This window comes from Halorubrum sp. SP3 (assembly GCF_005435195.1).
Classification (GTDB): domain Archaea; phylum Halobacteriota; class Halobacteria; order Halobacteriales; family Haloferacaceae; genus Halorubrum; species Halorubrum sodomense.
In genome coordinates this window covers 213,042-232,267 of sequence record NZ_SGTU01000004.1, presented here as the reverse complement: position 1 = coordinate 232,267, position 19,226 = coordinate 213,042, and the positions used below count along the sequence as shown (strand labels likewise).

General features: G+C 69.5%; 21 protein-coding genes. 12 read left to right on the top strand and 9 right to left on the bottom strand.

Annotated elements, in window-relative coordinates; all coding sequences use genetic code 11:
* From EXE42_RS19575 to EXE42_RS05130, 4 genes are all read left to right on the top strand, one after another.
* Nucleotides 1-443: hypothetical protein (locus tag EXE42_RS19575; RefSeq protein WP_206750714.1), on the top strand; the 443-nt coding region annotated here is incomplete at its 5' end.
* 82 nt (nt 444-525) lie between these two features.
* Nucleotides 526-972 (top strand): cytidine deaminase, encoded by a 447-nt coding sequence (gene cdd / locus EXE42_RS05140; RefSeq protein ID WP_137694823.1) that lies wholly within the window; start codon nt 526-528, stop codon nt 970-972.
* Nucleotides 973-1,164: 192 nt separating this feature from the next.
* Entirely contained in the window at nt 1,165-2,016 is an 852-nt protein-coding gene (locus EXE42_RS05135; protein ID WP_092921192.1) for a nucleoside phosphorylase, read from the top strand.
* A gap of 78 nt (nt 2,017-2,094) precedes the next feature.
* Nucleotides 2,095-3,276, top strand: coding sequence for an NAD(P)/FAD-dependent oxidoreductase (locus tag EXE42_RS05130; protein ID WP_137706016.1), 1,182 nt, complete (start codon nt 2,095-2,097; stop codon nt 3,274-3,276).
* A 123-nt stretch (nt 3,277-3,399) separates the two neighbouring features.
* Here the strand turns inward: EXE42_RS05130 and EXE42_RS05125 are convergent, their stop codons facing one another.
* Both EXE42_RS05125 and EXE42_RS05120 read right to left on the bottom strand, forming a co-directional pair.
* Complete coding sequence (locus tag EXE42_RS05125) at nt 3,400-3,933, bottom strand: Rrf2 family transcriptional regulator (protein WP_092921194.1); 534 nt, start codon at nt 3,931-3,933, stop codon at nt 3,400-3,402.
* A gap of 108 nt (nt 3,934-4,041) precedes the next feature.
* Complete coding sequence (locus EXE42_RS05120; protein ID WP_092921195.1) at nt 4,042-4,260, bottom strand: hypothetical protein; 219 nt, start codon at nt 4,258-4,260, stop codon at nt 4,042-4,044.
* A 135-nt stretch (nt 4,261-4,395) separates the two neighbouring features.
* On the opposite strand from EXE42_RS05120, the gene rocF reads away from it, so the two are divergent.
* Nucleotides 4,396-5,301 carry an arginase gene (rocF, locus tag EXE42_RS05115; RefSeq protein ID WP_092921196.1) on the top strand — a complete coding sequence of 302 codons (906 nt, stop codon included), beginning with the start codon at nt 4,396-4,398 and terminating at the stop codon, nt 5,299-5,301.
* A gap of 19 nt (nt 5,302-5,320) precedes the next feature.
* Here the strand turns inward: rocF and EXE42_RS05110 are convergent, their stop codons facing one another.
* Nucleotides 5,321-5,620: a hypothetical protein gene (locus EXE42_RS05110; RefSeq protein ID WP_092921197.1), complete on the bottom strand. Its 300-nt coding sequence runs from the start codon at nt 5,618-5,620 to the stop codon at nt 5,321-5,323.
* A 145-nt stretch (nt 5,621-5,765) separates the two neighbouring features.
* Between EXE42_RS05110 and EXE42_RS05105 the strand changes: the two genes are divergently transcribed.
* On the top strand, nt 5,766-6,557 hold the full coding sequence (locus EXE42_RS05105; protein WP_092921198.1) for a PHP-associated domain-containing protein: 792 nt from the start codon (nt 5,766-5,768) through the stop codon (nt 6,555-6,557).
* Between the two features lie 49 nt (nt 6,558-6,606).
* Here EXE42_RS05105 and EXE42_RS05100 read toward each other — a convergent pair whose 3' ends face one another.
* Entirely contained in the window at nt 6,607-7,107 is a 501-nt protein-coding gene (locus tag EXE42_RS05100; RefSeq protein ID WP_092921199.1) for a metal-dependent hydrolase, read from the bottom strand.
* 183 nt (nt 7,108-7,290) lie between these two features.
* On the opposite strand from EXE42_RS05100, the gene EXE42_RS05095 reads away from it, so the two are divergent.
* On the top strand, nt 7,291-8,412 hold the full coding sequence (locus EXE42_RS05095; protein ID WP_137706015.1) for a pyridoxal phosphate-dependent aminotransferase: 1,122 nt from the start codon (nt 7,291-7,293) through the stop codon (nt 8,410-8,412).
* Between the two features lie 45 nt (nt 8,413-8,457).
* Here the strand turns inward: EXE42_RS05095 and EXE42_RS05090 are convergent, their stop codons facing one another.
* On the bottom strand, nt 8,458-8,766 hold the full coding sequence (locus EXE42_RS05090; protein ID WP_137706014.1) for a hypothetical protein: 309 nt from the start codon (nt 8,764-8,766) through the stop codon (nt 8,458-8,460).
* A gap of 107 nt (nt 8,767-8,873) precedes the next feature.
* Here EXE42_RS05090 and ileS point away from each other — a divergent pair, with 107 nt between their 5' ends.
* Both ileS and EXE42_RS05080 read left to right on the top strand, forming a co-directional pair.
* The gene (gene ileS / locus EXE42_RS05085; protein ID WP_137706013.1) at nt 8,874-12,026 is read left to right on the top strand and encodes an isoleucine--tRNA ligase; all 3,153 of its coding nucleotides are present in this window, start codon (nt 8,874-8,876) and stop codon (nt 12,024-12,026) included.
* Between the two features lie 118 nt (nt 12,027-12,144).
* Complete coding sequence (locus tag EXE42_RS05080; protein ID WP_092921203.1) at nt 12,145-12,615, top strand: N-acetyltransferase; 471 nt, start codon at nt 12,145-12,147, stop codon at nt 12,613-12,615.
* Nucleotides 12,616-12,648: 33 nt separating this feature from the next.
* On the opposite strand, the gene lrpA1 is transcribed toward EXE42_RS05080, so the two are convergent.
* The 3 genes from lrpA1 to EXE42_RS05065 all read right to left on the bottom strand — a co-directional run bounded on the left by lrpA1 (nt 12,649) and on the right by EXE42_RS05065 (nt 15,998).
* Complete coding sequence (gene lrpA1, locus EXE42_RS05075) at nt 12,649-13,077, bottom strand: HTH-type transcriptional regulator LrpA1 (RefSeq protein WP_092921204.1); 429 nt, start codon at nt 13,075-13,077, stop codon at nt 12,649-12,651.
* Between the two features lie 83 nt (nt 13,078-13,160).
* The gene (locus EXE42_RS05070) at nt 13,161-14,099 is read right to left on the bottom strand and encodes a thiamine pyrophosphate-dependent enzyme (protein WP_137706012.1); all 939 of its coding nucleotides are present in this window, start codon (nt 14,097-14,099) and stop codon (nt 13,161-13,163) included.
* A 3-nt stretch (nt 14,100-14,102) separates the two neighbouring features.
* Nucleotides 14,103-15,998 (bottom strand): 2-oxoacid:acceptor oxidoreductase subunit alpha, encoded by a 1,896-nt coding sequence (locus EXE42_RS05065; protein ID WP_092921206.1) that lies wholly within the window; start codon nt 15,996-15,998, stop codon nt 14,103-14,105.
* 173 nt (nt 15,999-16,171) lie between these two features.
* Here EXE42_RS05065 and dph5 point away from each other — a divergent pair, with 173 nt between their 5' ends.
* The 3 genes from dph5 (at nt 16,172) to EXE42_RS05050 (ending at nt 17,930) form a co-directional block, all read left to right on the top strand.
* Nucleotides 16,172-16,969, top strand: coding sequence for a diphthine synthase (gene dph5, locus EXE42_RS05060; protein WP_092921207.1), 798 nt, complete (start codon nt 16,172-16,174; stop codon nt 16,967-16,969).
* Nucleotides 16,970-17,066: 97 nt separating this feature from the next.
* Nucleotides 17,067-17,453, top strand: coding sequence for a CBS domain-containing protein (locus tag EXE42_RS05055; protein ID WP_092921208.1), 387 nt, complete (start codon nt 17,067-17,069; stop codon nt 17,451-17,453).
* A gap of 102 nt (nt 17,454-17,555) precedes the next feature.
* Nucleotides 17,556-17,930 carry a cyclic nucleotide-binding/CBS domain-containing protein gene (locus EXE42_RS05050; RefSeq protein WP_092921209.1) on the top strand — a complete coding sequence of 125 codons (375 nt, stop codon included), beginning with the start codon at nt 17,556-17,558 and terminating at the stop codon, nt 17,928-17,930.
* Nucleotides 17,931-17,974: 44 nt separating this feature from the next.
* Here the strand turns inward: EXE42_RS05050 and EXE42_RS05045 are convergent, their stop codons facing one another.
* Complete coding sequence (locus EXE42_RS05045) at nt 17,975-19,222, bottom strand: MgtC/SapB family protein (protein ID WP_137694306.1); 1,248 nt, start codon at nt 19,220-19,222, stop codon at nt 17,975-17,977.
* Nucleotides 19,223-19,226 lie beyond the last annotated feature (4 nt).

Below are 19,226 nucleotides of genomic sequence, written 5' to 3'. Positions count from 1 at the left end.
CGAACAAGCTCTCAAACAGTGATCCCCGCGCCGTCATCGGATTCAACAAAGCAGAAATCGCAGGATGTCCACACTGTGGTGAGCCGTATTGTGGGGAGCACGTTGCTGGCCACCGGCCTAATTGTGAAGAGCGTGAGCAGGATGAGACCGAGTCGGCAACGACTGTCGCGGAGCGTTACCAAGAGCGGACGCGAAAGAAGCAACAGGAGCGAAAAACACGGACTGATAAATTAGAACAGGAACGGGCAGAGCGTTTTTCGAGTCCAGACGTGAATCCCGACGGCAGTCTTTCGGATCCAGATTACGAGGAGGACATCCAATCGATCAGCCCCGGTGATGAAGACTCTGGTACCCCGGAAGATTCTGGTAGAGTTCTGAAGCTAGCAATCGCAACTCTCGCAGTTGCCCTGATGGCTTATTTGGGATATCTATTCGTAGTCTAACCTCGTTCAAATAGCCCTCCAGATATCGATCAGCGTATCCGCGACACAGTACAGTTATCGGCGCGCCGCGTCATCCGTCGGTATGGACGATGACGAGCTGATCGCCGCGGCGCGCGACGCCTCAGCGGCCGCCCACGTCCCGTACTCCGAGTACCGCGTCGGCGCCGCGCTCCGGACCGCCGACGGCACCGTCTACACCGGCTGTAACATCGAGAACGCGAACTACTCCAACAGCCTCCACGCCGAGGAGGTCGCAATCGCGGAGGCGGTGAAGAACGGTCACCGCGAGTTCGACCGGATCGCGGTCTCCTCCGGCGTCCGCGACGGCGTCACGCCCTGCGGGATGTGCCGGCAGACGCTCGCGGAGTTCGCGGCCGACGACCTCGTCGTCGCCTGCGACGAGGGCGACGACGCGGTCACGGAGTACACGCTGGGCGAACTGCTCCCGAACACCATCTCCGAGGGGACGCTCGACGACGCGGCGGCGACCGCGGCCGACGCGGCCGACGGCGACCCGGAAGCGAACTGACGCGGCGCGGGCGACGCGTCGGCCGCGCCGCGGATCTCGGTCCGGCATTCTCGCCGGCGTTACGGGGGGGCCGACCGCGACTCAGATCCCACCGCCGTGCCACGCCGCCGGAGATGTGCGAGCCGGTCGATAAGGTGCCGTCCCCGTCGCGAGCCGGAACTGGTTTGAGACGGCTCCTCCAACCGCGGGGACATGACCGACGAACCCGACGCGGACTCCCCGGCCGCCGACGCCGAGAGCGAGGACCCGAACGACGGCGCCGGCTACCACGTCGAGGCCGCGCCCGAAGACGTCGCGAACGCGGTCCTCCTCCCGGGGAACCCGGAGCGCGTCGACAAGATCACGGCGCTGTGGGACGAGTCCGAGGAGGTCGCGCGCCACCGCGAGTACCGCACCGCGACCGGGAGCTACGACGGGGCCCCGATCTCCGTCACCTCCACCGGGATCGGCTCGCCGTCGGCCGCCATCGCGGTCGAGGAGCTCGCGCGCGTCGGCGTCGACACGTTCATTCGGGTCGGGTCCTGCGGCGCGATCCAGCCGGAGATGGACGTGGGGGACTTGGTGATCACGACCGGCGGCGTCCGACAGGAGGGGACGAGCGACGAGTACGTCCGCGAGGACTACCCCGCGACCGCCGACGGCGAGGTCGTCTCCGCGCTCGTCGCCGCCGCCGAGCGACTCGGTCACGACTACCACACCGGCGTCACGATGAGCGCCGACTCCTTCTACGCCGGGCAGGGTCGCGCCGGGTTCGAAGGGTTCGAGGCCGCCGGCTCGGACGAACTGGTCGCGGAGCTTCAGAACGCGAACGTGAAGAACATCGAGATGGAGGCGTCCGCGATCCTCACGATCGCGAACGTGTACGGCCTCCGGGCCGGCGCGGTCTGCTCCGTCTACGCGAACCGGATCACCGGCGAGTTCCGGACGGAGGGCGAGTCGCGCGCGGCCGAGACCGCGAGCCTGGCGGTGAAGCTGCTCGCGCGGATGGACGAGGTGAAACGCGAGGCGGGCGCGGACCGCTGGCACGCCGGTCTCTCGCTGTAGCGGGCTCGTGTCCGCACTGCGTTCGCGATACGCGACCGTTCCAAAGCGACTTTATCTGCGCACCGCGGAGCTACACGCATGAGTACACAGGTCGTCGTCGTCGGCTCCGGGTACGCCGGGGCAGGGGCGGTGAAGGCGTTCGAAGACGAGGTCGGCGAGGGAGAGGCCGAGCTCACGTGGATCTCGGAACACGACTACCACCTCGTCTTACACGAGGTCCACCGCGCGATCCGCAACCCCGCGGTCGAAGACAAGATCACGATCCCCGTCGACGAGATCAAGTCGGCTCAGTCCGACTTCGTCAAGGGCCGCGTCGTCGACGTCGACACCGACGAGCGCGTCGTCGAGACCGACGACGGGACGACCGTCGACTACGACTACCTCCTCTTGGGCGTCGGCTCCACGACCGCCTTCTTCGGCATCGAGGGGCTCGAGGAGAACGCCCACCAGCTGAAGGGGCTCGACGACGCCAAGGCGATCCACGAGGACGTCCGCGAGGCGGCCGCCGAGGCGACCCGGTCCGATCCCGTCGAGGTCATCGTCGGCGGCGCCGGCCTCTCCGGCATCCAGACCGCGGGCGAGATCGCCGAGTACCGCGACAAACACCGCGCGCCGATCGAGATCAAGCTCGTCGAGGGCCTCGACGAGGTCTTCCCCGGGAACGACCCGCAGATCCAGGGCGCGCTCCGCCAGCGGCTGGAGGACGCGGATGTCGAGATCCTCACCGGCGACTTCATCTCGAAGGCCGACGAGGACGCGGTCTACCTCGGCGGCGGCGACGACGAGGAACCGGAGGAACTCGGCTACGACGTGCTGATCTGGACCGGCGGCATCACGGGCCAGCCCGAGCTGGAGAGCGTCGACGTCGAGAAGGACGACCGCTCGAACCGCGTCCACGCCGGCTCCGACTTCGCCACGAGCGACGACCGCGTGTTCGCCATCGGCGACACCGCCCTCGTCGAGCAGGGCGACGACGACGTCGCCCCGCCGACCGCGCAGGCCGCCTGGCAGGCCGCCGAGGTCGCGGGCGAGAACCTCGCTCGCGCCGCTCGCGGCGCGCCGCTTCGCTCGTGGACCCACAAGGACAAGGGGACCGTCATCTCCGTCGGCGAGGAGGCGGTCGCCCACGACGTGATGGGCATGCCGATCAAGACGTTCGGCGGCACGCCCGCGAAGCTGCTGAAGAAGGCCATCGCCACGCGCTGGATCAACAAGGTCTCCTCCGCGGGCCGCGCCGTCGGCGCGTTCGGCGATATGTAAGCGCGGGCGACTCCTCTCACCGACGCGGCCTTCGGTTCCGACCTCCGACTCTTCTCGTCGACGAGTCAGTCCCTTATTCCCGGTAGAACGAGTTCCGAAGCGGCCTGAACCTCGTTTCCGCAGTCAGTGTTCGGCCGGCTCGTCGGGCGCTCGCATGTCGTCGATCCGCAGGATGAGCGTGTTCGCCGTGTCGTCTTTGCCGTCGACGGTGCCGTCGACGACGAGCTTCGAGAGCGGCGTCGGACCGACGGTGACGCTGTCGCCCTCGTGGAAGTCGCGGACCGAGCCCTGGACGTGGATCTCGGCGCGACACAGCTCCGGGTGGTGGACGCTGGAGAGGTCGATCCCGTCGACGTTGACGCCTTCGACCTCCTCGCCCTCGTGGAAGATCGGGACGTCTGCCGGCTCGTCCATGCGCTGGATGTCGAGCGCCTCGTAGGCGTTCGAGGTGGGCTTGTAGCCGCCCTTCGGACCGGGTACCCCTTCGACCAGCTGGAGGGCCTTGAGGCTCTGCATCTGGTTTCGGATCGTCCCCGGGTTGCGGTCGACCTCCTCGGCGATCGCCTCGCCTTTCACGGCGTCCTCCCGTTCCCCGTACAGGTTGATGAGGGCCGTGAGGATGCTCTTCTGGCTCGACGTGAGCTCGATCGATGACATGGTGGCGAATACACCGCGCCCCCGCTTAAATGCGATGGAACTCTTTTATAAACGATCCCGTGGATTCCGCCTCGACCGCCGGACGCGGTCGATTCCGACCGATCCGGTTCACTCGCCGTGAAGCCGCTTCATCCGGACGTACGCGAGCGGACTCGAGAGCGCGACGACGACGCCGACGCCGATCAGGGCGAGGCCGAGGTCGGGGGCGACGAACGAGGCCGCGGCGCCGGCGAGTCCGATCGCCGCGCCGGTGAACGCGACCGCGATCGTCGCGCCGATCGGCTCGATGTCGCCGGGATCGACCGAGCGGGGATCGGAGCTGCTCATACTCGCTCCGTGGCGGGCCGGGCGCAAAACGGTGTCCGATCCGGCGAGGCGGGCGCGCGGGACCACCGACGGACCGGTGCCGACGGGAGCGCGTCGATCCCCACCATTGAAGCGCCGGCGCGCCGCGTAGCCGGTATGACCACGGTCAGGATCATCGGCGCGCCGACCGACTACGGGGCGAACCGACGCGGCGTCGATATGGGGCCGTCCGCGATCCGGTACGGCGGGCTCGCCGACCAGCTCGCCGGCGCGGGCGTCGAGACGGTGGACGCGGGCGACCTCCTCGTCCCGCGGGCCGAGGAGCGCGACCCGGACGCCGACGCCCCCAGCGAGGGGAAGGCGAAGTTCCTCCGCGAGACGGCCGACGTCTGCCGCCGGCTCGGCGACGAGGTCGCCGCGACGCTCGCGGACGGCGAGGTGCCGCTCGCGCTCGGCGGCGACCACTCCATCGCCATCGGGAGCCTCTCCGGGTCGGCGCGCGACGCGGAGATCGGCGCCGTGTGGTTCGACGCGCACGCCGACCTCAACACCCCCTCAACGACGCCCTCGGGCAACGTCCACGGCATGCCGCTCGCCGCCGCGCTCGGGATCGACGAGTTCGCGGACTCCGAGTGGGCGACCGCGCCGGGACTCTCTCCGGAGAACGTCGCGCTCGTCGGGCTCCGCTCGGTCGACGAGGCGGAGGCGGCGCTGATCAGGGAGCGCGGCTTCGCCGCGTACACGATGTCCGACATCGACGAGCGGGGGATCACGGAGGTCACGGAGGAGGCGCTCTCCGTCGCGTCCGCGGGCGTCGACGGGATCCACGTTAGCCTCGATCTGGACTGGCTCGACCCCAACGCCGCGCCCGGCGTCGGGACGCCCGTCCGCGGCGGGGTCACCTACCGCGAGGCGCACAGCGCGATGGAGATCGTCGACGAGACCGACGCGCTCCGGTCGATGGAGATCGTCGAGGTGAATCCGACGCTGGACCAACACAACGAGACGGCCGAGCTGGCGACGGAACTGGCCGCGAGCGCCTTCGGGAAGCGGGTCCTGTGACGCGGGGTCGACGGTCCGGTCAGACGCCCTGATCGAGCTCTTCGACCACCCGCTGGAGGTCGGCCGCGGCCTCGATCTCGCCTTTGATCTCCTCGCGGCGGCGGACGGCCGCCGAGTCGGCGTCGTACGCGCGGACGAACTCCGCGCGGGTGTGCTCGTCGAACGCGTGGCGGATCGCGAAGTAGCCGTCGGGGACGATGGTCCCGCACACCTTACACTCGTGGCGCTGGTGGTCGTTCGTCTGGTGGACGATCGCCGCTTCCACGTCGTCGAAGCCGGCGTCGCAGTCGCCGATGCCGCACGTCCAGCGAGGGGCCATACCCGAACACTCGCCCGAGGGGGATTAACCGTTTCCCAAACCGTCGGCTCCTCGTCGCCGCCTCGCCGGGTCGCCGCGTCGTCGCGTCACGCGACCCGGCGACGGACCTGCGATCGCGGCACCGCCGTCGTCGAACGATACGCCTTTGCGCGGGCGCGACGACCGTCCCATCGTGACCCGACCGAGAACGCGCGTCGACGCCCACGTCAAGGTGCTCGACGACGAGGTCGTCGCCCGCGCGAAGGCCCGCGGGATCGACGCGCTCGTGTACGCGCCGCACTTCACGCGGCTCCCGACGGTCCGCGAGCGGGCGGCCCGGTACTCCGACGACGAGCTGACGGTCGTCCCAGGTCGCGAGGTGTTCACCGGCGACTGGGGCAACCGACGGCACCTCCTCGTGATCGGGCTCTCCGAGCCGGTCCCCGACTACATCACCTTCGAGGGCGCGATGGCCGAGTTCGAGCGTCAGGACGCCGCCGTGCTCGTCCCCCACCCGGGCTTCGCCACCATCTCGCTCACGCGGCCCGAAGTCGACGCGCACGCCGAGCGGATCGACGCCGTCGAGACGTACAACACCAAGCTCCTTCCTCACCAGAACGCCCGGGCGCGTCGGACCGCCGAAGCGACCGACTGCGCCGGCTTCGGCTCGTCGTACGCCCACCTTCCCGCGACGGTCGGCGAGGCGTGGACGGCCTTCGAGGACGACCTCGACGAGGCGGAAGCGATCGTCGACGCGTTCCGCGAACGGCGCCCCCGAAAGGTGATCCACCGGGGCGGCGCCGGGCACCGGATCCGCGGGCTTATCGAGTTCGCGCACCTCGGCTACGAGAACACGTGGGCGAAGCTCGACCGGATGTTCCTCTCCGGCAACGAGCCCACCCTCCCGTCGAACGTCGCCTACGAGGGCCGGTTCGACGACGTGAGCGTCTACGACTGAGACGACCGGCCGGCGGTCGCTAGGCGCGCCCGGCGACGGGTCGGACGGGCTACAGCCCGAATCCGGTCGCGGCCTGCGAGGCCGCGGACAGGTCGAGGTCGAGGGTGACGACGTAGGTGTGGATGGCCCAGAACGCCGCCAGCTCGATCCCGGTGACGATCACGGTGACGAGGTCGGCGTACTTGCTGCTCGTCGTCACGCCGGTCGGCATCCCGAACTCCCGGTCCGAGAGCGGGTGGAACAGCGCGATCCCTCGCCGGCTTCCGACCACGTCGAGAACGTAGTGCGTCAACACCCCGATCCACACGTACTGGAGGTTCCCGAAGAGTATCGGGTACGCGAGGAAGACGGCCAGCACGGGGAGGCTGTGGAGCGTCTTCCGGTGGCGCCCGAATGCGGTGTCGACGTCGGGGAACAGCGCCCCCAACACGACCGGAACGGTGATCTCGGCGACGGTCGTCGCGGTCGCGGCGCCGAGCCCGGGTTCGACGATGAACCCGAGTCCCAGCGCGAGCAGCAGGCCGTTGAGGACGTGGCCGCGTTTGTTCATACCGCTCGCTCTGCGCGTCGGCAGGTCAAACCATCGGATCGCGGCGACGCCGGTACGGCGGGCGTACTCCGCCCGCTCCGCCCGCGAGCCCCGCTCCGCCCGCCCCGCCCGCGACGCCCCGCTCCGCCCGCGACGCCGCTCGCGGGTCGAAAGAGCCACGGCGGGCGCGCCCGACCCGACCGTATGGAGTACGAGGAGCCGAAGTTCTTCCACGTGATGCAGTACGCCGCGGCCGCCGACGGCGACGTCATCGACATGGTGAGTGGCAACCCCGACTGGGAGCCGCCCGCCGCGCTGCGCGAGGCGCTCCGCGAGTACGCCGACCTCCCGCCCGCCGACTTCCAGTACCCGCCGAGCGAGGGGCTCCGCGAGCTCCGGGAGGCCATCGCGACCCGCGAGGGCGTCGCCCCCGACCGCGTGGTCGTCACCAACGGCACCGGCGAGGCGAACTACCTCGCCATGGCGCGCGCCCTCGACCGCGGCGCCGGCGACGAGGCGCTGCTCATGGACCCCGTGTACCCGTACTATCCCGGAAAGACCCACCTGCTCGGCGGGGAGCCGACGCTCGTGCCGACCGCCCGCGACGGAAGCCTCGACGTGGACGCGGTCCGCGAGGCCGCGAGCGCGGACACCGCCCTCATCGTCCTCAACACGCCGAACAACCCCACTGGGGCGGTGTACGACCTCGACGCGGTCCGCGAGGTCGTCAGTATCGCGGAGGCGGTCGACGCGCTCGTCGTCGTCGACGAGGTGTACGACCGGTTCGACCTCTCCGGCTCGTTCGAGTCGGCGCTGACGCTCGATTCGGACCGCGTGATAGTCACCGGCGGCTTCTCGAAGTCGATGGCGATCACGGGGTTCCGCGTCGGCTACGGGGTCTTCCCGGAGACGCACGTCGGTGACGCCAAGACGCGACACATGCTCGTGAACGTCGCCGGGGCGCGCCCCTCCCAGTACGCGGTGTCTCACGCGCTCGCCGAAACGCCGCAGCGCTACTACGCCGAGGCGCGCGGCCTGCTCGCGGACCGCGTCGACGCGTTCACCGACGCGCTCGACGCGGCGGGCGCGGAGTACAGCCGTCCGGCGGGCGCCTTCTACGTCCTCGCGCGCTTCGAGGGATTCCCCGGCACGATGGCGAACGTCAAGCGCCTGGTCGACGAGGCGGGCGTCGCGGGGATGCCGGGCGACGCGTTCGGCACCGCTCGCGACGAGTGGGTCCGGTTCGCCCTGGTGACGCCGCGCGCGACGGAGGCCGCCGAGCGGCTCGCCGACTACTTCTCCGACGGCGCGCCCGACCCGCGGTGAGCGGCGACTCCGCCGCTCCGCGATGAGCGACGGCGGCCTCGATCGCTACCCGCCGCCGCCCCCGCCGTAGCCGCCCTTCTCCGCCTCGGCCTCTCGCTCGCGACGCTCGCGATCGCCGTCCGCATCCGCCGCTGACTGCGCCGCCGCCGACCGCGCCGCCGCCGACCGCGCCGCCGCCGACTCGGACCGCCGCGCCGAGAGCGCCCAGCCGAGCGCGTACGTCGCGGCCGCGACGACGACGCCCGCGGCCGCGCCGAGGAACTCAGCGCCGGCGACGAACGAGACGGCGGCCAGCGCCGGCCCGCCGAGGAGCGCGTACCCGAGGTTCTCACGCACGACTCGCGGGGTCTCCATGTCCGGAGCGTTCGCCTCCCGGCAGTAGTGTCTTGTCCCGTCCCCCGGCCGCTGAACCGTTCCCACGACTCCGCCGTATTCAAATACGCGCGCGCAGACCAACGCGTATGGAGCAGATCGACGACCAGTACGCGCCCGCGGACGTCGAGGCCGCGGTCGACGAGTACTGGGACGACCACGACGCCTACGAGGCGGCGAAGGAGGCGCACGCCGACGACCCGCCGTTCTTCTTCGTGGACGGCCCGCCGTATACCTCCGGGCAGATGCATCTCGGGACGGCCTGGAACAAGACGCTGAAGGACGCGATCATCCGCCACGAGCGGATGACCGGCCACCGCGTCACCGACCGCCCCGGCTACGACATGCACGGGCTCCCGATCGAGGTGAAAGTCGAGGAGGAGCTCGGCTTCGAGAACAAGCGAGACATCGAGGAGTACGGCATGGAGCCGTTCATCGAGAAGTGCAAGGAGTTCGCCCTCGAGAACCGGGCGGCGATGGACGAGGACTTCAAGTCTATCGGCGCGTGGATGGACTGGGACGACCCCTACGAGACCATCTCGCCGGAGTACATGGAGGCCGCCTGGTGGGCGTTCTCCGAGGTGGCCGACAACGGCCTCGTCGAGCAGGGGAAACGCTCCATCTCTCAGTGCCCGCGCTGTGAGACGGGGCTCGCCAACAACGAGGTCGAGTACGAGGACGTCGAGGACCCCTCCATCTACGTGAAGTTCCCGCTCGCGGACCGGGAGGGGAGTCTCGTCATCTGGACGACGACGCCGTGGACGGTCCCCGCGAACACCTTCGTCGCCGTCGACGAGGAGCTCACGTACAACGCCGTCCGCGCCGAGAAGGACGGCGAGGCGGAGCTCATCTACGTCGCCGCGGAGTGCGTCGAGGACGTGTTACAGGAGGGCCGATACGAGAGCTACGAGGTCGAGGCCGAGCTCACCGGCGACGAGCTGGTCGGCTGGGCGTACGACCACCCGCTCGCCGACCGCGTCGCCGAGTACCCCGACTTCGAGGGCGCCGGCGAGGTGTACGCGGCCGACTACGTCGAGGCCGACCGCACCGGCCTCGTCCACTCCGCGCCGGGTCACGGGGAGGAGGACTTCCACCGCGGCACGGAGCTCGGCTTAGACATCTTCTGTCCGGTCGCGCCCAACGGCGAGTTCACCGAGGCGGCCGGCGAGTACGCCGGGCAGTTCGTGCGCGACGCCAACGCCGACATCGTCGACGACCTCGTCGCGGACGGCCACATGCTCGCGCACGGCACCGTCGAGCACAGCTACGGCCACTGCTGGCGGTGTGACACCGGGATCATCCAGCTGGTCACCGACCAGTGGTTCATCTCGATCACGGACGTGAAAGACGAGCTCCTCGACAACATGGAGGACTCGGAGTGGCACCCCGAGTGGGCGCGGGACAACCGCTTCCGCGACTTCATCGAGGACGCGCCCGACTGGAACGTCTCCCGCCAGCGCTACTGGGGGATCCCGATCCCCATCTGGGTCCCTGAGGACGCGGCGGCAGGGAACCTCGACGAGGACATGATCGTGATCGGCACCCGCGAGGAGCTGGCCGAGCGAGTCGAGGAAGATGTCGACCCCGAGTCGATCGACCTCCACCGCCCCTCGGTCGACGACCTCACGATCGTCGAGGACGGGACGACGTACCGCCGGGTCGAGGACGTGTTCGACGTGTGGCTCGACTCCTCGGTCGCGACGTGGGGCACGCTCGGCTACCCGAGCGAGACGGACGCCCACGAGGAGCTGTGGCCCGCCGACCTCGTCGTCGAGGCGCACGACCAGACCCGCGGCTGGTTCTGGTCGCAGCTCGGAATGGGGACCGCCGCGGTCGGCGAGATCCCCTACGAGGAGGTGCTGATGCACGGCTTCGCGAACGACGAGGACGGGCGGAAGATGTCGAAGTCGGTCGGCAACATCGTCACGCCAGAGGAGGCGATCGACCGCGCCGGGCGCGACCCGCTCCGCACGTACCTGCTCAGCCACGACCAGCAGGGGGTCGACCTCGCGTTCGAGTGGGACGGGCTCGGCGAGATCCAGGGGAAGCTCAACATCCTCTGGAACGTGTTCCGGTTCCCGCTGGAGTACATGGAGCTCGACGGTTACGACCCCGCCGACGCCGACCTCTCGGACGGCGAGCTCGAGCTCGTCGACGAGTGGGTGCTCTCGCGGCTCCAGTCCGTCGAGGCCGAGGTCGCCGACGCCTGGGACGACTACCGCGTGAGCGACGCGGTCAACGCCGTGATCGAGTTCGTCACGCAGGACGTCTCGCGGTTCTACGTGAAGGCGGTCCGTGACCGGATGTGGGAGGAGGCCGACTCCGCCTCGAAGCGCGGCGCGTACGCCACGCTCGCGACCGTCCTCGACGAGGTGATCCGGCTGCTCGCGCCGATCGCGCCGTACCTCGCCGAGCGGATGTACCAGCGGCTCGACGGCGAGGCGACGACGGTCCACGCGCTGTCGTATCCCGAACCGGACGCCGACCTGCGCGACCCCGACCTCGAGCGCGACGTGGCGGTCTTCCGCGACGTCGAGGAGGCGGCCGCGAACGCGCGCCAGCAGGCCGGCCGTAAGCTCCGCTGGCCCGTGCCGCGCGTGGTCGTCGAGACCGATGACGAGACGGTCGCGGCCGCGGTCGACCGGCTCGAAGCCCTGATCGCCGACCGCGTCAACGCTCGCGAGGTGGTCGTCACCGACGCCTTCGACGAACTGGTCGAGACCGCGGAGCCGCAGATGGCCGCCATCGGGCCGGCGTTCGGCGGCGACGCGCAGAAGGTGATGGAGGCGGTCCAGGACGCGACCCGCGCGGCGGTCGAGGGCGGCGAGGTGACCGTCGACGGCGAGCCGGTCGACCTCGACGACGGGATGGTCGAGTACGTCGCGGAGCCGCCGGCGAACGTCTCCGGCGCCGACTTCGAGGGCGGGACCGTCTACGTCGACACTTCCCTCACCCCCGATATCGAGTCCGAGGGCTACGCCCGCGACGTGATCCGCCGGATCCAGGAGATGCGGAAGGAACTCGACCTGGACGTCGAAGCGCGGATCCGCGTCGGCGTCGCGGTCGACGACGACCGCGTCGCCGGCTTCGTCGACGACCACGCCGACCTGATCGCCGGCGAGGTGCGCGCCGACGCGTGGCTCGACGACCCGAGCGACGCGGCGGACGCGGACGGCGGTCTCGTCGAGGAGTGGGAGGTAGAGGGTATCGCGGTCGCGATCGGCATCGAACCGGTGGAGTAGCGCTTCCGACGGTTCCCGCGCTCGCCTCCGTGCTCCCGGCCGTGTTGGTCGGCCGCCGCCGGCAGCGAATCGCGCCGCCGCCGAAACCTATAGGTGCGTTCTTTACTCACGGTTGACCATGAAGCTCCGGGCGGCTCGTCCCGACGACGCGGAGACGCTGCGGACCGCGGTGTCGCGAGCCCGCGAGGAGACGGTGTTCGACGACATCGGCGCGCCCTTGCTCGACGTGTCGGCTGCCGGCGTCCGCGAGGCCGCTGCCGAGGCGGAGTGGTCCTTCCTGATGGACAGCGATGAGGGGCCCGTCGGCCTGGCGATCGCACACCCGGATCTGGACGGGACGGAGGCGGAGCTGCTGGCGCTGTGGGTCCACCCGAACCGCGCGGGGGAGGGGGTCGCGGACGAGCTCCTCGCCCGCGTCGGGAACGCGCTCGCCGACCGCGGGGTCGAGACGCTGCGCGCGACGGTCCCGCCGGACCGCCCCAGTGCGGAGGAGTTTTTCAGCGCGCACGGGTTCGCGCGGCGCGGGACCCGCCGGAGCCCGGCGGGCGACGAGTCGGTCGTCGTCGCGGACCCGCGAGCGCTCGCCTGACGCGGGCGCGACGGCGGAAACCGGAGCGGCGGCCTACTTCAGCCGCTCCTGGAGGAACGACGGGTGCGCCGCGGTGACGCCGTCGACGCCGAGCAGCTTCTCGGAGATGACGTCGCCGAGTTCGTCGCCGTCGCCGGCGCGGACCTCGGCCATCAGCATGTGGTCGCCCGAGGAGGTGTACAGCGCCTGGACCTCGTCGAGCGACTTCAGCGCTCGGGTGGCCTCCACGTACTGGCCCGAATCGACGTCCATTCCCACCATGGCGATCGACTGCGAGGAGAGCTTCTTCGGGTCGACCTCCGCGGAGTAGCCGACGATCACGCCCCGGTCTTCGAGGCGGTCGATGTACTTCCGAACCGTCGGTTTCGAGACGTCCGCCCGCTCGGCGATCTCTCCGCAGGACGCCTGCGCGTCCTCTTCTAACACGGAGAGGATCCGCTCTTCCGTCGATACCGTACTCATATCACTTCGTTTGTCACCAATGAAAAAATACCTTCCGAATCAAAAAACGAACTCGCAGCGCCGTGAACGGTCGCCGGCCTCGATCAGGCGTGTTTGTCGAGGAACATGTCGTGGGAGCGCTCCCACTCGTAGTCGTCGTCCCAGTAGCGCTCGGCGAGCGGTTCGTCGGGCATCTCGCCGATGGCCTGCTTCTCCTCGCCGTACGAGGGGCGGTCCTCGTCGACGTAGAAGCGGCCGGTGAGGACTTCGCCCTCGTACAGCGACTCCTCGGTCTCGCGCATCATCTCGGCGGCCTCGACGCGGTCCGTCTTGTCGAACTCGTAGTCGTCGGACTCGTTGATGTCGATGTACGGGACGTACTGGCGCGCGTCCTTGTTCCAGGTCGGACACTGGGTGAGGAAGTCGACGTGCGCGAACCCGTCGTGTTCGATCGCCTCGGTGATGATCTCCTTCGCCTGGTTCGGGTTCACCGCGGCCGTCCGGGCGACGTAGGAGGCGCCGGCGTTCAAAGACATCGAGAGCGGCTTGATCGGCTCCTTTGCGCTGCCCGAGGGCTGCGTTTTCGACTTGTGGCCCTTCGGACTGGTCGGGGAGGTCTGCCCCTTCGTGAGCCCGAAGATCTCGTTGTTGAACACGATGTACGTCATGTCGTGGTTCTCCCGGGCCGTGTGGACGAAGTGGTTCCCGCCGATCCCGTAGCCGTCGCCGTCGCCGCCGGCGGCGATCACTTCGAGGTCGGGGTTCGCGAGCTTCGCGGCGCGGGCCACGGGCAGCGAGCGCCCGTGGATCGTGTGGAACCCGTACGTGTCGAGGTAGCTGTTCAGCTTACCCGAACAGCCGATCCCGGTACACAGCAGGGTCTCCTCGGGCGTGCGCCCGACCTCCGGCAGCGCCTGCTTCAGCGCCTTCAGGACGCTGAAGTCACCGCAGCCCGGACACCAGGTCGGCTGCGGCTCGACGCTAGGGGTGTACTCGTCGCGGTCGATCTCTCGCTCGTCGCCGATCGCTGAAAACGTGCTCATTGGTTAGTCACCTGCGGCTGGGACGAAGGTGGTCTGGTGGCCGGACGCGTCGCCGTCCCCCTCGACGATCGCGGCCTCGAACCCGTCGACGACCTCCGCCGGCTCGAACGGGTTCCCGTTGTACTTCAGCAGGCTCGACAGCTTCTCGCCGTAGCGGCCGAGGTTCTTCTGGACGAGCCCGCGGAACTGCCCCGACGCCGTCATCTCGACGACGAGGACCTCGTCGACGCTCTCGACGAACGCCTCGACCTGCTCGGTCGGGAACGGCGCCATGTCGGAGACGCCGTACGACTTCACCGAGACCCCGGCGTCGTTGAGGCGGCCGACCGCCTCCTCGACGGTGCCCTGCTGGCTACCGAACGTGAGGATGCCGTACTCGGCGTCCCCGGGACCGGCGTACGAGCCGGTGTCGACGGTGTCGAGGTCGTCGCGGATCGCCTCCAGCTTCTGGGTCCGGCGATCGATCTGCGCGACCCGGTTGTCCGGGGACTCGCTGATGTGGCCGGTCGGGTCGTGCTCGTTGCCGGTCGCGAGGAAGCGACCGCCCTTCTGGCCGGGGATCGACCGCGGCGAGACGCCGTCGTCGACGTCGTGCTGGAAGCGGTGGAACTTCCCGTCCCCGCTGTGCGGCTCGTCGACCAGCGCGTCCTCCGAGAGCGTCTTCCCGAGGGCCGGGTTCGGCTCGCGGTCGAAGTGGCTCTTCGGGACGTTCGTCATCTCGCCGCCGAGCTTCTGGTCGTACAGGAGGATCGACGGGATCTGGTACTCGTAGGCGAGCCGGAAGGCGAGCCGCGACTGCTCGTACGCCTCCTCGACGGTTCCCGGGGCGAGGACGACCCGCTGGGAGTCGCCCTGCGAGGTGTAGAGGACGTGTTCGAGGTCGGACTGCTCCGGCTTCGTCGGCATCCCGGTCGAGGGACCGGCGCGCATGGCCTCGACGAGGACGACCGGCGTCTCCGTCATCTCCGCGAGCCCGAGCGGCTCGGACATCAGCGCGAAGCCGCCGCCGGAGGAGCCGGACATCGCCTTGACGCCGGCGTGGGAGGCGCCCACCGCGAGCGCGGCAGCGGCGATCTCGTCTTCCACCTGCTCGGAGATCCCGCCGAGCTTCGGCAGGTTCTGCGTCATGATGGTGAACACCTCGGTCCACGGCGTCATCGGGTAACCGGCGATAAAGCGGCACCCCTCGTCGATGGCGCCGTAGGCGATGGCGTCCGAGCCGGACATGAGCAGCTGGGTCTCGCCGTGTTCGCCGGCCGGGACCGACACGTCCGACGCGTCGACGTCGTGCTCCTCGCTGACTTGGTCGTAGGCGGTCTCGAGGATCTCGATGTTCGGCTCGAGGATCTTCTCCGGCATGGCGTCGCGCATCAGGTCCTCGACGTGGTCGAGTTCCATGCCGGTCAGCGCGCAGGTCGCGCCGACGCCGGCGGTGTTGCGCATGACCTCGCGACCCATGTCGCGGGCGAGCCCGCGGAGGTCGAGGGGGTACACGTGCCAGTCGTTCTCCTCGACGCGCTCGTCGAAGTCCGGGATATCGGAGGCGTCCAAGAGCCCCTCGTCGTAGACGATGACGCCGCCCTCGCGGAGTTCGTCCAGGTTCTCCGAGAGCGGTTTGATCTCCTCGTTGCCGTAGACGGCCTCCTCCTGCGGATTGCGGGCGAACGAGTCGCCGAGCGCGAGCAGGAAGTTGTAGCCGTCGCCCCGGGATTCGACGGGGTCCGCCGACGCGCGGACCTCGGTGTAGGTGTGACCGCCGCGGATCCGCGACGGGTAGTGCCGATGCGTGAAGACGTTGAGCCCCGATCGCATCAAGGCCTTCGCGAAGTTCTGGCTGGTCGAAGCGATCCCGTCACCGGATCCCCCCGATATCCGCCAGATGAGTTCGTCGTCAGTCATAGTGGTGTGTGAGCCCGAGTGGGCCTCGTGGCCGGAAGTTGTGTTGGTTCCCTCTTATGGCTTGCTATGGAATCCCAAGGGACAATCATGAAGGTCTATTAGGGTGTCAAACGTTTCCACGATATCGGACGGGGTTTCCGCGCCCTTTTAGCCGGCGCGCGCCGAGCGCGGACATGCTCACGTTCATCGGACTCGGCCTCTACGACGAGCGCTCCGTCACCGTCGAGGGGCGAGCGGCGCTCCGCGAGGCCGACCGGGTCTTCGCGGAGTTCTACACCAGCCGGCTGGTCGGCGCCGACGTCTCCGCCCTCGAGGCGCACCACGGGGTCGACATCGAGGTGCGCGACCGCGCCGGCGTCGAGCGGGATCCGGAGCCGATCTTCGAGGCGGCCGCGTCCGGCGACGCCGCCTTCCTCACCGCCGGCGACACGATGATCTCGACCACTCACACCGACCTCCGCCTCCGCGCCGAGGAGCGGGGGATCGACACGCGGGTGGTCCACGGCGTGACCGCCCAGTCGGCGGCGTCGAGCCTCACCGGCCTCCAGAACTACCGGTTCGGCAAAGCGACGACGCTCCCGTTCCCGTACGCGCACGGCGGCGACGGCGTCCCCGCGAGCGTGGTCGAGACCATCGAAGCGAACCGAGAGCGCGGGCTGCACACCGTCGTCTACCTCGACATCAAGGTCGGAACGGGACCGACGGGACCCGACCCCGACCACGAGGAGTACATGACCGCGGACGTCGCCGCCGGGTTGCTCGCCGAGGAGTGGGGAGACGCGCTCGGCGTCGTCGTCGCCCGCGCGGGATCGCCGGACGCGGTCGTCGCCGCCGACCGACTGAGCGCGCTCGCCGACCGCGAGTTCGGCGACCCGCTCCACCTGCTCGTGATCCCCGGTGACCTCCACCACGTCGAGGCCGACGCGCTCGTCGGCCTCGCCGGCGCCCCCGAATCGCTCGTCGGTGAGTGAGGTAGCGCTCGTCGGTGAGTGAGTTGCCGCCCGCCGGCCGGCCGGCCCGCCGGACCGACCGGATGATTAATTATCATGGTTCGCGTTATCGCAACTCATGAACGACGTTCCCGTCGATCGGCTCATGTCGACCGACCTCACGACGATCGAACGCGGGGCCGCCGCGGCCGACGCGGCGTCGCAGATGCGTGAGACCGGCGTTAGCTCGATCCTCGTCGTCGAGGCGGACGGAACGCTGGCGGGGCTCATCACCGCGACGGACTTCGTCACGCTCGTCCGTGACAACGATCCGAACGACCGGACGCCGGTCGAGGCGTTCATGACGACCGACGTCGTCACGGTGGGGCGCGACGACACCGTCGCGGAGCTGGCGGAGCCGACCGCCCACGGCTACACGCACCTCCCGGTGACCGACGGCGACGGCAGGCCGATCGGAATGGTCTCGACGACGGACCTCACGGCACACCTCTCTCGGGCGAAGTGAGAGAGTGCCGAGGGGGACGTCGACCGAGCTGGAGTCCGGGCGGAGCCTCTCCGCGTTGTGCGTTCCGGAAGAGTAATGAGATACGGTAACACACATCTGGGTATGGATCTCGACGACAGGACCCGCGTCGCGGACGTGATGTCGACGCCGCTGGAGACGGTCGGAGCGGACGCGCCGCTCCGGGAGGCCGCCCGACGGATGCGTGACGACGAAATCAGCGCGCTCGTCGTGACGACGGGCGGCGGGTGTATCGTCACGCAGAGCGATGTCGTCGGGGCGGTCGCCGACGGGCTCGACCCGGCGGCGACGACGGTCCGCGACGTGATGACCGAGGACGTCGAGACGGTGACGCCGGACCTCATGATGCAGGAGGTCGCCGCGATGATGACGATGTACGGCGTGAAACACCTCCCGGTGGTCGACGACGACTACGTGGGGATGGTCTCCACGACGGACGTCGCCGAACACCTCTCTTGAGCGGGTTCCGGCGACGGTGTCCGATGGGCCGGGCGTCCTCGCCCTCAGACCAGCAACAGCGGCAGCCCGGCGATCACGCCCGCGCCGATCAGCAGGAGGTTCCAGAGGAACACCGGCCTGACCAGGTCGCGCGCGATGCTCGCCGCGAAGGCGGTCTTGACGACGATGCTGGCGGCGGTGCCGGCGACAACGCCCGCGACGGCGGTGTCGACGCCGATCTGTCCGGTGCCCAGAAGCGACACCGCCGTGGTCGTCGAGGTCCCCGACGACACCAGCCCGGCGAGGAAGGCGGTGGCGACGAATCCCCCCGCCCCGAACGTCTCCTCGGCGACCGCGGAGACGAACAGCACGACGAGGAAGAGGGCGCCGAAGGTGAGGGCGTTCCCGAGGCTGAACGGGGAGGTGAGCTCCGCCTCCATCGCCGTCCGCCAGTCGCTCCGCCACACGGCGACGCCGATCCCCGCGACGGTGATCGTGCCGAGCGGCACCCCGACGACGAGCGCCGCCTCGGGGGCGAAGACGGCCACCACCGCGGCGTTCCGGAACGCCATGGCCGCGTTCGCGAGCAGGATCGACCCCACCGCGATCTCGCGGAGGTCCGTCCGGCCTTTCGCGCGCTTCGCCATCTCCGCGACGACGGCGGTCGAGTTCACGAGCCCGCCGAAAAAGCCCGTGACCGCGTAGCCGCGCCCCTGATACCGCTTCACTAACACGTAGTTGACGAAGCCGATGGCGCTGACCGCGACCACGAGCGACCAGACCAGCCGCGGCTGGACCGCGCCCCACGGATCGATCGTCTCCGCGGGCAACAGCGGAAAGACGACGAACGCGAGGATGGTGAACTCCACCGCGCTGCGGACCTCCTCGCGGGAGAGTCCCCACGCGAACTCGTGAAGCTCTCGTTTCAACACGAGCAGGAGCGACGATAACACCGCCACCGTCACCGACTCGATGAACAGTCCCTCGGCGACGAGGACTCCCACCCCGTAGGCGACGAGCATCGACGCCGACGTCGTCAGGGAGAGCCCGTCGACGTCGGCCTCGACGAAGCTCCGAACCGCCAGAAGCACCGCGCTGGCGACCACTAACACCCCGCCGACGACGAGCAGTCCCGGCTCGTCGAGCAGCGAGAACACCGCCGCCGCGAGGCTGACCAGCGCGAACGTCCGGATCCCGGCCGACTTCTGTGACCACTCGCGCTCTAACCCGAGAAACATGCCGAGCGCGGTCGCCAAGGCCAGCTTGGCGACGTTCGTCTCGAGGTACACGAACGGGTCGACCGCGCTCAGCACCGCC

Excerpts from the sequence above, each read along its gene's own strand:
- cdd (WP_137694823.1), top strand. The coding sequence starts at position 526 with ATGGACGATGACGAGCTGATCGCCGCGGCGCGCGACGCCTCAGCGGCC.
- EXE42_RS05135 (WP_092921192.1), top strand. The coding sequence starts at position 1,165 with ATGACCGACGAACCCGACGCGGACTCCCCGGCCGCCGACGCCGAGAGC.
- EXE42_RS05130 (WP_137706016.1), top strand. The coding sequence starts at position 2,095 with ATGAGTACACAGGTCGTCGTCGTCGGCTCCGGGTACGCCGGGGCAGGG.
- EXE42_RS05125 (WP_092921194.1), bottom strand. The coding sequence starts at position 3,933 with ATGTCATCGATCGAGCTCACGTCGAGCCAGAAGAGCATCCTCACGGCC.
- EXE42_RS05120 (WP_092921195.1), bottom strand. The coding sequence starts at position 4,260 with ATGAGCAGCTCCGATCCCCGCTCGGTCGATCCCGGCGACATCGAGCCG.
- rocF (WP_092921196.1), top strand. The coding sequence starts at position 4,396 with ATGACCACGGTCAGGATCATCGGCGCGCCGACCGACTACGGGGCGAAC.
- EXE42_RS05110 (WP_092921197.1), bottom strand. The coding sequence starts at position 5,620 with ATGGCCCCTCGCTGGACGTGCGGCATCGGCGACTGCGACGCCGGCTTC.
- EXE42_RS05100 (WP_092921199.1), bottom strand. The coding sequence starts at position 7,107 with ATGAACAAACGCGGCCACGTCCTCAACGGCCTGCTGCTCGCGCTGGGA.
- EXE42_RS05095 (WP_137706015.1), top strand. The coding sequence starts at position 7,291 with ATGGAGTACGAGGAGCCGAAGTTCTTCCACGTGATGCAGTACGCCGCG.
- EXE42_RS05090 (WP_137706014.1), bottom strand. The coding sequence starts at position 8,766 with ATGGAGACCCCGCGAGTCGTGCGTGAGAACCTCGGGTACGCGCTCCTC.
- ileS (WP_137706013.1), top strand. The coding sequence starts at position 8,874 with ATGGAGCAGATCGACGACCAGTACGCGCCCGCGGACGTCGAGGCCGCG.
- EXE42_RS05080 (WP_092921203.1), top strand. The coding sequence starts at position 12,145 with ATGAAGCTCCGGGCGGCTCGTCCCGACGACGCGGAGACGCTGCGGACC.
- lrpA1 (WP_092921204.1), bottom strand. The coding sequence starts at position 13,077 with ATGAGTACGGTATCGACGGAAGAGCGGATCCTCTCCGTGTTAGAAGAG.
- EXE42_RS05070 (WP_137706012.1), bottom strand. The coding sequence starts at position 14,099 with ATGAGCACGTTTTCAGCGATCGGCGACGAGCGAGAGATCGACCGCGAC.
- EXE42_RS05065 (WP_092921206.1), bottom strand. The coding sequence starts at position 15,998 with ATGACTGACGACGAACTCATCTGGCGGATATCGGGGGGATCCGGTGAC.
- dph5 (WP_092921207.1), top strand. The coding sequence starts at position 16,172 with ATGCTCACGTTCATCGGACTCGGCCTCTACGACGAGCGCTCCGTCACC.
- EXE42_RS05055 (WP_092921208.1), top strand. The coding sequence starts at position 17,067 with ATGAACGACGTTCCCGTCGATCGGCTCATGTCGACCGACCTCACGACG.
- EXE42_RS05050 (WP_092921209.1), top strand. The coding sequence starts at position 17,556 with ATGGATCTCGACGACAGGACCCGCGTCGCGGACGTGATGTCGACGCCG.